Source organism: Mesorhizobium sp. NFR06 (assembly GCF_900115245.1).
Classification (GTDB): Bacteria; Pseudomonadota; Alphaproteobacteria; order Rhizobiales; family Rhizobiaceae; genus Mesorhizobium.
In genome coordinates this window covers 101,182-110,665 of sequence record NZ_FOVT01000019.1, presented here as the reverse complement: position 1 = coordinate 110,665, position 9,484 = coordinate 101,182, and the positions used below count along the sequence as shown (strand labels likewise).

General features: G+C 65.3%; 11 protein-coding genes. 5 read left to right on the top strand and 6 right to left on the bottom strand.

All coding sequences use genetic code 11. The features are described from left to right. From F3H96_RS26020 to F3H96_RS25995, 6 genes are all read right to left on the bottom strand, one after another. Nucleotides 1–1,221 (bottom strand): ABC transporter substrate-binding protein (locus F3H96_RS26020; RefSeq protein WP_149804526.1); only part of this gene is annotated, 1,221 nt, incomplete at its 3' end. A gap of 16 nt (nt 1,222–1,237) precedes the next feature. Then, complete coding sequence (locus F3H96_RS26015; RefSeq protein ID WP_348530089.1) at nt 1,238–1,690, bottom strand: DUF4440 domain-containing protein; 453 nt, start codon at nt 1,688–1,690, stop codon at nt 1,238–1,240. Nucleotides 1,691–1,695: 5 nt separating this feature from the next. Beyond that, the gene (locus F3H96_RS26010) at nt 1,696–2,751 is read right to left on the bottom strand and encodes an aldo/keto reductase (RefSeq protein ID WP_149804524.1); all 1,056 of its coding nucleotides are present in this window, start codon (nt 2,749–2,751) and stop codon (nt 1,696–1,698) included. Beyond that, nucleotides 2,748–3,107 carry a TIGR04076 family protein gene (locus tag F3H96_RS26005; RefSeq protein ID WP_149804523.1) on the bottom strand — a complete coding sequence of 120 codons (360 nt, stop codon included), beginning with the start codon at nt 3,105–3,107 and terminating at the stop codon, nt 2,748–2,750. The genes F3H96_RS26010 and F3H96_RS26005 overlap by 4 nt, the downstream gene beginning before the upstream one ends. 1 nt (nt 3,108) lies before the next feature. Then, entirely contained in the window at nt 3,109–3,597 is a 489-nt protein-coding gene (locus F3H96_RS26000; protein WP_149804522.1) for a DUF3830 family protein, read from the bottom strand. After that, nucleotides 3,594–4,331, bottom strand: coding sequence for a GntR family transcriptional regulator (locus F3H96_RS25995; RefSeq protein WP_149804521.1), 738 nt, complete (start codon nt 4,329–4,331; stop codon nt 3,594–3,596). Before F3H96_RS25995 ends, F3H96_RS26000 begins: the two co-directional genes overlap by 4 nt. 151 nt (nt 4,332–4,482) lie before the next feature. Here F3H96_RS25995 and F3H96_RS25990 point away from each other — a divergent pair, with 151 nt between their 5' ends. From F3H96_RS25990 to F3H96_RS25970, 5 genes are read left to right on the top strand one after another with little or no spacing between them, the layout of a single operon-like run. Next, nucleotides 4,483–5,283, top strand: coding sequence for an ABC transporter ATP-binding protein (locus F3H96_RS25990; protein ID WP_149804520.1), 801 nt, complete (start codon nt 4,483–4,485; stop codon nt 5,281–5,283). Beyond that, complete coding sequence (locus tag F3H96_RS25985; RefSeq protein WP_149804519.1) at nt 5,280–6,029, top strand: ABC transporter ATP-binding protein; 750 nt, start codon at nt 5,280–5,282, stop codon at nt 6,027–6,029. Before F3H96_RS25990 ends, F3H96_RS25985 begins: the two co-directional genes overlap by 4 nt. Continuing rightward, nucleotides 6,026–6,934: a branched-chain amino acid ABC transporter permease gene (locus F3H96_RS25980; protein ID WP_149804518.1), complete on the top strand. Its 909-nt coding sequence runs from the start codon at nt 6,026–6,028 to the stop codon at nt 6,932–6,934. The genes F3H96_RS25985 and F3H96_RS25980 overlap by 4 nt, the downstream gene beginning before the upstream one ends. Then, on the top strand, nt 6,931–7,911 hold the full coding sequence (locus F3H96_RS25975) for a branched-chain amino acid ABC transporter permease (protein ID WP_188131537.1): 981 nt from the start codon (nt 6,931–6,933) through the stop codon (nt 7,909–7,911). Before F3H96_RS25980 ends, F3H96_RS25975 begins: the two co-directional genes overlap by 4 nt. Next, entirely contained in the window at nt 7,908–9,212 is a 1,305-nt protein-coding gene (locus F3H96_RS25970; protein WP_149804517.1) for an FAD-dependent oxidoreductase, read from the top strand. Before F3H96_RS25975 ends, F3H96_RS25970 begins: the two co-directional genes overlap by 4 nt. Nucleotides 9,213–9,484: the final 272 nt, after the last annotated feature.

Genomic DNA, 9,484 nt, shown 5'->3' with positions numbered 1-9,484 from the left:
GGTCATCTCGCCGTCCGTCGTCACCTTGCCGTCGACGATCTTCCACAGACGGAACGGGCCGGTGATGTCGCCAAACTTGTCGAAGGAGACCGGACCGATGACGCCTTCATAGCGGATCGGCTTGCCGTCCTTAATCAGGCCGAGCGCCTTGGCGAATTCCTGCTTGCCCGCATAGATCGGCGTGCCTGCCGGATCGACCGCCTTGTACATGGCGTCCTTGATCTTGGCCGGATCTCCGGAGCCGGCGATGGCGATCGCCAGCCCGACGATGGCGCCAGCGTCATAGGAACGATCGGCGGCCGGGTTCGACGGCTCGATGCCGGAGAATTCCTTGTAGTTCTTGTTGAAATAGTCGGTCGACGCGGTCGGGCTGGTGCCGGAAGAGGTGCCGTAGGCATCCCTGAGATAGTCGGCGCCGACGGAGTCGATGAAATCGGGGCTGTTCATGCCGTCATTGAGCAGGAACTTCTGCACGCCGCCCTGCGATATCCAAGTGCGGGCAACCGTGGCGCCGTCGACCGGCGTGCTGACGAGATAGAGCCCGTCCGGTTCGCCCGCCATCGCCGCCGTGACTTCCGAGGCATAGCTCGACTGCTTCTCGTTGTAGGGCGTATCGGAGACGATGGTGCCGCCGAGCGCCTTATAGGCGCGCGAGAACTCGGCCACCATGTTGACGCCGAAGTCGTTGTTGACATGGATGATCGAGAGCTTCTTGAAGCCCTTGTCGATAGCGTATTTGGCGGCGGCCACACCTTGCAGCGCATCGGAGGTGATGGTGCGGAAGAAGATGCCGTTGGTCTTGCCGTCGCGGCCGAGCGCGGTCAGAGTCGGCGAGGACGACGCGGGCGACACCTGGACGATCTTGGCCGGGGCGGTGACCGAAGTCAGGATCGGGATCGACACCGACGAGATGATGCCGCCGATGATCACCGGCACCTTCTTGACCTGCACGAGCTGGGTCGCGGCGTCGACCGCCACGTTGCCCTGGCTCTGGCTGTCGCGCGTGTCGGTCGCGAGATCGCAGCCGCCCACGCCGCCCGCGGCATTGATGTCGCGGAATGCCATCTCGACCGATTTGGCGCCCGCCTGGCCATATTCGCCGGCCGGACCGGTCAGCTCCATGACCAGGCCGACGGTGATCTTGCAGTCGGCTGCATGCGCCGCGCCGGCCGCCATAAGCAGGCCGAGCGCGGTGGTGATCTGGAATATCGTTTTGCGCATTGCTGTTCCCCTTTGGTTACTCGACTCTTGTTTTCGTTCTTGCCTGTTCAGCCTCCGGCACCTGCAGCCAGGTCTCATGCAGATGCCGCCATTCGACGCCTCTGGGCGCCGATGAATTGGGGGTGAAGACGGCGCTGGACCGTCGCCGGCTCGCCTGGCCGGCGCGCTGCTGCGCCTCGACATAGGTGAGGACGATGACGTCGCCGGACTGCCATCCCGGCCGGATGTCCTCGATCGAAATGGCGAAGTCGCCGTCGAACGTTCCGCGGCTTGCCTTCACATGGCCGAGCACCGCGGCGCGATCGAGCATCTGGCCGCTCGGCACGACCATGGAGAAGCCCTCCCCGAGGACGCGTTCGAAGCGACCGAAATCAGCCGTGTCGCAAAGCCTTTTGTCGAACCAGTCGACGAAGAAGCGGTGCAGGTCGACCACCTCGGCGCTGGCGCGGGAAACCAATGATGGATCCATGCCGCTCATACCCGGCCTGCGTTCAAATTGTAGTGCATGATCGAGCCGTGGCGGCCGTGGCGGTCGCGCTCCAGCGTGTAGACGTCGCCTTCGAGGCCCGGGCTTTCAGCGATCACAGCGCCGATCGCCGCGCGATCCTCGGCCGACAGCGCGACGTCCATGATTCTGGCATTGGCAAGCGCATGCGCCTGGTTGCGGGCGCCGACGATGACGGCTGCGACCCGCGGCTGTTCCAGCACCCAGGCGCTGGCGATGGTGGCGATGTCGACGCCGTGTCGGTCGCCGACCGTCTTCAATGCACGCAGCAATTGCTGGAACAGCTCCCAGCCACCGAAATCGTCGATGATCAGCTTGTACTTGATCAGCGAGCGGTTTTCGAGCGGCGTCGCCGGTTCGGCAGCGCCGAGCCATCGATCGCTGAGGAAGCCGCCGGCGACGGTACCGTAGCAAAGGAAATGCATGCCATGCTGTTTCGCCAGCGAGGCAAGGCCTCGGGCCGGGCGCTGGTCGAGTACAGAATATTGCAGCTGCTGACTGACGAGCGGAATGCCTGCCGCCAGGATCTCGGCAAGCCGCGGCGTGTCGAAATTGGTGGTGCCGAGATTGTGCACCTTGCCCTCGCGGCGCAGTTCGTCCAGCCAGGCCATGGCCTCAACATACCGAGGCTGCGCATAGTCCCACCAGTGGAACTGGACGAGGTTGATGCGCTCGGTCTTCAGCCTGAGCAGCGACTGGTCTACGATGCCCCTTATGTAGTCGCGGCTGACGGTGGCCAGACGTTCGAGGTCGGGCACCAGCTTGGTGTGAACCTTCATTCTGGCGGCGACATCAAGACCGCGTTCGCCGGCCAGCCGCAGGCGCGCGGCGCCAAACAGTTCCTCGACGCCCGTGTAGATATCGGCGCAGTCATAGGTGAAGATGCCGGCGTCAAAGGTGGCGATCAGGTCGATGACCGCCTGTTCGCGGTCGATTGCGCCGTGGCCACCGGCCAGCTGCCAGCCGCCGCGAATGACGCGCGAGATGGTATAGCCAGAGGTGAGGTCGAAGGTCTTGCCGGTCATTTGCGCTCCGTCTCCTCCGGCAGCGGCACCGCCGTCGTTTCGCCATGGCTGAATCGCCGCTTGGCCACCCTGACGATTCTGAGCCGGCTGGCGCAGTTCGGGTCGGGACAGGCGATTTCGGCGTCCGACGTCATCCAGTCGTTCTTGTGCGTCGGGCGCTGCTTGGCCGCCAGCAGCGGCAGCACGGCCGCGATCGAATAGATCGAGAATCCCTGCCCCGCCGGCAACGACAGCATCTCGCCCTTGAGCTCGAAATAGTCGCCGGCCCTGGCGCCGCAATAGATCGGCTTGCCCTCGGGAATGACCGCCTCGACGCGGAGGTCGAAGAGCTCGAAACTGTCGTCTCGTTCCGGCATCTCAGATCTCCGCCCGGGTGAAGGTGACGTCGCATGCGCCGTTGCGTCGAACGATGCCGCAGGCGGCCGCAAGCGGCTCGCGCTGCTCGGGCGGCACCTGCGCGACCACGCTTCCGGCCAGCCAGCCGATCGGAAAGAAGAGGCGCGCGCCCTGTCCGTAAAACAGTCCGATGTCGAAAATCGCGTTCGGATTGCCGCCCCACATAAACGGCGGCACGTAGGAGAGCACCACGTCGCCGGGCTGCGGCGTCAGGGTCGCATTCTCGGCCGGAAGCGGCCCGGCGTAGCTCTGTCCATCGAGATGCGCCGGCGGCACAGGGCAGGAAATCTCCGGACCTGTCCACATCGCGTGGATGCCGGCGACGATACGCGGCTCTGCCAGGTAAGCCCACAGGAAGGCGGCGTTCTCGGGCGCCTTTTCCGTCAGCAGCAGCGCGGTCGCGGACAGGCCGGAACGCGGCTCGCTGATTTTTATGGCGCGTCTCGTCATGTCGCCTGCGTCCCGGCAGCGGATTTCAGCTTGTCGCGCAGGAAGGCAAAGGGTCGGCTGATGTCGGCGACCAGCGCCTCGCGCGCTGCCCGGGCGTCCTGCACCGCGAGCGCTGCGACGATGCTTCGGTGATAGTGTGCGGTGTCGACCTCGCCGGCTTCCGAAAATGCGTAGATGGCGACACGGATGCATGGCCCCGATTGTAGCCAGAGGCTTTCGATCATCGGGATCAACACCGCCGACCCGCAGGCGCGATAAATCTCGAAATGGAAGCTCTGGTTGAGCGTCACCTCGCGGTCGACGTCCTTCTTGTGCTTCAGCGCCCGGATCTCGTCCCATTCGCGCAACAGACCTTCGACCGTCGCAATCTGGCGCGACCCCATGCGCGAGGCCGCGAGCGAAATCGCCTCACCCTCGATCAGGATGCGGGCACGCAGCAGGTCGTCGATGCGCTCGAGCGTGATCGGCGGCACGCGCACCGAGCGGTTGGGCAGCGCCTCAAGCGCCTTTTCCGTGATCAGCCGTCCGAGCGCCTCGCGCACCGGCATGGTCGAAGTGACCAGCGCGTCGGCGAGGCCGCGAATGGTCAGCACCTGGCTTGGCTCGAACAGGCCGCCGATCAGAGCGCGGCGCAATTCGGAATAGACACGATCCTGCACGGTCTCGCGGCCGACCGGCGCGAGCTGCGCGGCGATCACCTCGTTGTTGCTGCGCTCGATAGCGGCCTTCTGCATGGCGTTCCCAATCTCGACCCTTTGGGGGTGGGTCGGGCCGTTTTTCGGCCTTGCAGAAGAAAGTAAAGCCGAATAGCGTGATCAAAGCAAGTGTGATCACATATCAAAATAAATGGGAAGCGGCATTGATCGCTTTCCGCCAGAGGGACTGATGAACGAGACGGCGAGACAGCATGGGGCGGAGACCCATGCTGCGGTTCTGACAGCAACCAACGTCACCAGGCGCTTCGGCGGCCTCGTAGCGGTCAACAATGTGTCGTTCGAGGTTAGGCCGGGCGAGATCCTCGGCCTGATCGGCCCTAACGGCGCCGGCAAGACGACCATGTTCGACCTTCTGGCTGGCAGCATTCTGCCGACCAGCGGCGAGATCCGTCTCAACGGCACGCTGGTGTCGGGCGAGGCCGCGCATCTGCGCATCGGACGCGGCCTCGGGCGCACTTTCCAGATCCCCCGGCCGCTCCCTAACCTCACGCTGATCGAGAACGTCATGCTTGCCGCGCAAGGGCAGACCGGCGAGCGGCTGCTTGCCAATTTCATCACGCCGTGGCGGGTCGCCGGCGAGGAGAAAGCCGCAGCGAAGAAAGCCGTCGAGTTGCTGGAGCTCGTCTCGTTGTCACGACTGGCGCATCAGCCTGCGCGGGTGCTTTCCGGCGGGCAGCGCAAGCTGCTCGAGCTCGCCCGCGTGATGATGGCCGATCCGGCGATCATCCTGCTCGACGAGCCAGCGGCCGGCGTCAATGCCACGCTGCTCGAGGTCATCATCGACCGTATCCGCGACATCAACAAAAGCGGTATCACCTTCCTTTTGATCGAGCACAACATCGACATGGTGACGCGGCTTTGCCACCGCGTTCTGGTGATGGCGAGCGGCGAGCTCATCTGCGAGGGCACCGCTGACGAGGTGGCGCGCGACCCGCGCGTCATCGAGGCCTATCTCGGGGGTACGGCATGAACGAAGCCGTGCTTGACGTCCGCGATCTCGAAGCCGGCTATGAGCCGGGCGTGCCGATCGTGCGCGGCGCCTCGATCATCGTCAACAAGGGCGAGATCGTCGTCGTCCTCGGGCCGAATGGCGCCGGCAAGTCGAGCCTGATCAAGGCCATCGCCGGCCTTGTCCCGATCAGCCGGGGCAAGGTGCTGCTCGATGGCAAGGACGTCACCGCGGCGCCCGCCCACACAATGGTTCACCTCGGCCTCGCTTTCGTGCCGCAGACCGAGAACGTCTTTCCGCTGATGTCGGTGGAGGACAATCTGAAGGTCGCGGGCGGCATCCTCGAACGGCGCCAGGCGCCCGCTCGCATCGAGGAGATGTATGCGATGTTTCCGGACCTCGCGCGCCAGAAGCGGAGCGCCGCCGGCAACCTCTCCGGCGGCCAGCGCCAGATGCTGGCCGTGGCGCGGGCGCTGATCGTCCACCCCAAGGTGCTTGTGCTCGATGAGCCGTCGGCCGGGCTGTCGCCGAAATTCGTGTCGATGGTGTTCGAGATGCTTTCCGCTATCCGCAAATCCGGCGTCACCATCCTGCTGGTCGAGCAGAACGCCAAGGCAGCGCTTGCCATCGGCGACCGCGCCTATGTGCTGGTCGAAGGCAAGGATCGGCATGAGGGCGTGGCCTCGACGCTGTGGGACGATCCGGTCGTCGCCGAGCTTTATCTCGGCCAGCGGCCGCTCAAGCGGGAAGCGGGAGGCGCGGCATGAGCCTGCAATTCGTCGTCGACGGCCTGCTAACCGGCTCGATGATCGGCCTCGGCGCCATCGGCGTGACGCTGACCTATTCCATTCTGCGCTTTTCGAACTTCGCCCATGGCGATTTCATGGCCTGGGGCACCTATGCGACATTGGCTGCCGTCAGCGCTATCGGCGCGCTGTTTGGCAAGGTGGCGCCGATCGCGCCGCTATCCTTCGGCTGGCCGCTCATCGTCGCGCTGGTGATCGGCATGGCTTTCACCGCTCTGCTGGCGCTGCTGCTCGACAAGGTGCTCTTCGCACGGCTGCGCAGGCAGGAGCAGGCGATCATTGTGGTGATGGGCAGCTTCGGCGCCTCGATGGCACTCAGAAGCCTGCTCGAATTCATCTTCACCTCGCGCCCAACCTATTTCAGCCGCGCCATCCAGATCGCCATGCCGGTCGGCCTCGGCATCCGCATCACCCCGGATCAAATCGCGTTGTTGCTGCTGACCGCCGTGCTGGTGCTTGGGGTGCATCTTTTGACGACACGTACCCAGACCGGTCGCTCCATGCAGGCCATGAGCCAGAACCCGGCCCTTGCCCGTGTCGTCGGCATCGACGTCGCCAGCGTCGTGCGTGTCACCTGGATCGTCGGCGCGGCGCTCGCCTGCGTCGCCGGCGTGATGATCGGCATCCTCGTCCAGATCCGCCCCTTCATGGGATTCGACATCTTGCTGCCGATGTTCGCCGCCGCCATCCTTGGCGGCATCGGCAGCATCCCGGGCGCCGTGCTTGGCGGCTTGATCATTGGTCTCGCCGAGGCCGGCGCGGTGCAATTGGTCGGCGCCGAATGGCGCGCTGCGGTTTCCTTCATCATCCTGATGGCGGTGCTGTTCGTGCGGCCGATCGGGCTCTTCGGCGTGAGGGAAAGATGATGGACCTGATCGGCTACGCCGCCTTCTTTCTGACCGCCGCGCTGATCTTTTCGCTGATCACGCTGGGGCTGAACCTGCAATGGGGCCTGACCGGACTGTTCAATGTCGGGCTTGCCGGATTCGTGGCCATCGGCGCCTACACATCCGCGCTGTTGACCACGCCCGACGATCCCGCGCGGCTCGGCGGCTTCGGCCTGCCGATCCTGATCGGCTGGCTGGGCGCGATGGTGGTCGGTGGCCTGGCTGCGGCCCTTACCGGCTACGCCACGCTGCGCCTAAGGTCGGATTACCTGGCCATCACCACCTTTGGCGTCGCGGTGGTGGTGCAACTGGTTGCGCTCAATGCGCAGCCGCTGACTGGCGGACCTTTCGGCATCGGCTTCATTCCACGCCCGTTCGGCGGCCTTGCCGAAACACCGCTGCTCTTCAATCTGTCGAATCTCGCGATCGTCCTGGCTGTGACGCTAGCCGCATACCTTGCGCTGGAACATCTCTCGCGCAGCCCATGGGGCCGGGTGCTGAAGGCGCTGCGCGAGGACGAACGCGCGGCGGTCTCGCTGGGCAAGAGCGCGCGCTTCTACCGCGTGCAGGCCTTCGCGGTGGGCGGTGCCATCATGGCGCTTGCCGGAGCGCTGCAGGCGCACTTCATCGGCTTCATCGCGCCTGACAACTATCTGCCGATCCTGACTTTCCAAGTCTGGGTCATGCTGATCGTCGGCGGTTCCGGAAGCAACATCGGTGCGGTCGCCGGCAGCGTGCTGGTCTGGGCGATCTGGGCGGGCTCCGGAGCGCTGACCAGCATGCTGTTCTCGCCCGAGCAGCAGGCGCGCGCCGCCGCCCTGCAGATCGTCGCCATCGGCGTGATGCTGTGCGTCATCCTGCTGGTCAGGCCGAGTGGCCTGTTCGGCGACAGGCCGCGCCGCCTGCGCGCCGCCAAGGCCGCCCCCTCCGCGGCACCCGAGAGCCGCGGCCCATGAGCCGAGCCAACTTGCCGGAAGCGCAGAGCCTTTCTCTCTGGCACGCCGTCGCTCGCAGCCGGCGCGACCGACCGCCGCTCGAAGGCCGTCTCGACGTCGACCTCGCGATCGTCGGCGCTGGCTTCACCGGCCTTTCGACAGCGCTCCACGCGGCCGAGAAAGGCATCTCCGTCGCCATCCTCGAAGCCGAGATCATCGCTTGGGGCGCGACCGGCCGCAATGCCGGCTTCGTCGTGCCGAACTTCGCCAAGATGGACCCGTCCACCATCCTCGCGCACCTCGGGCCGGAGCGCGGCGAGCGCCTGATCGACTTCGCCGCCGCCAGCGCCGACCTGGTTTTCGATCTCATCGAGCGACATCGGATCGATTGCGACGCGGTGCAGAACGGCTGGATCCAGCCGGCGCATTCGGCCGCCGCCTTCGAAAAGGTGAAGTCACGCGCCGGCCAATGGGCCGACCGCGGCAGGCCGGCCGTCACGTTGGACAGCGTTTCCGTCCAAGAGCTCACCGGCATCCGCGGCTATGTCGGTGGCTGGATGGACCGCTCCGGCGGCGTGCTCGATCCTGTCGCCTATGCGCGCGGCCTTGCGGACGCCGCCGAAAAGTGCGGGGCCCGCATCTTCGAGCACAGCCGCGTCACCGCGATAGAGCAGGCCACGCAAGGCTGGGTGTTGAAGACGCCATCGGGATCGATGCGGGCAGGAAAGGTATTGATCGCCACAAACGCCTATGGCGCCGGACTCAATCCTGTCCTCGACAGGACCTATTTCCCGCTCAGGATCTTCCAGATCGCCACGGCGCCGCTGCCACTCGGGATACGCAGCCGCCTGCTGCCAGGCGGACAAGGCGTGGGCGACACCAGACGCAACCTCTTGACCTTCCGATTCGACCGCGAAAACAGGCTGATCAGCGGCGGCATGCACGTCGTCGGTGCAGGCGCCGACACGCGGGTCCCGAAGGCAATCTGGCGGCGGCTCGCCACCCATCTCGAGTTGCCCGACATCCCACCGCTGGAATATGCCTGGTCCGGGATCGCGGCCGTGGAACCCGACTTCCTGCCGCGCCTCATCAATGTCGGCCCCGGACTGCTCGCGGGCTTTGCCTGCAACGGCAGAGGCATCGCCATGACCACGGCGACGGGCAAAGCATTAGGCGAGTGGGCGAACGGGACAGACGCCGTCGACCTGCCGCTTCCCTTCGCGCCACCATCGCCGATGTCGTTCCATAACGTGGTCCGCTATGCGCCGAACGTCTTGCTCGCATGGGGCATTCTGCGCGACAGGCTGGAATGGACGCGTTGAGGTTGGTGTTGGATCAAACAGCGAAGTGACGGCATGATCTGTCGAGGCGGACTGACACCGCGCGTTGTTGGAGCATGGTCGGTTCGAGCGTCGACTCTCCCCGAGTAGCAACGACGACCGCCCAAGCAGATGTGCCGACAGCCGATCGCGAGCCACCGTAAGCCAGGTCGCTGTTGGATGGCTTGCTGGAGGGTGCGAGACGCGATCGCATTTGCCGTCGAGCGCTTGCACGCCACTAAGCCACAATGGATTGGGTTGACGGCTGTGAAGGT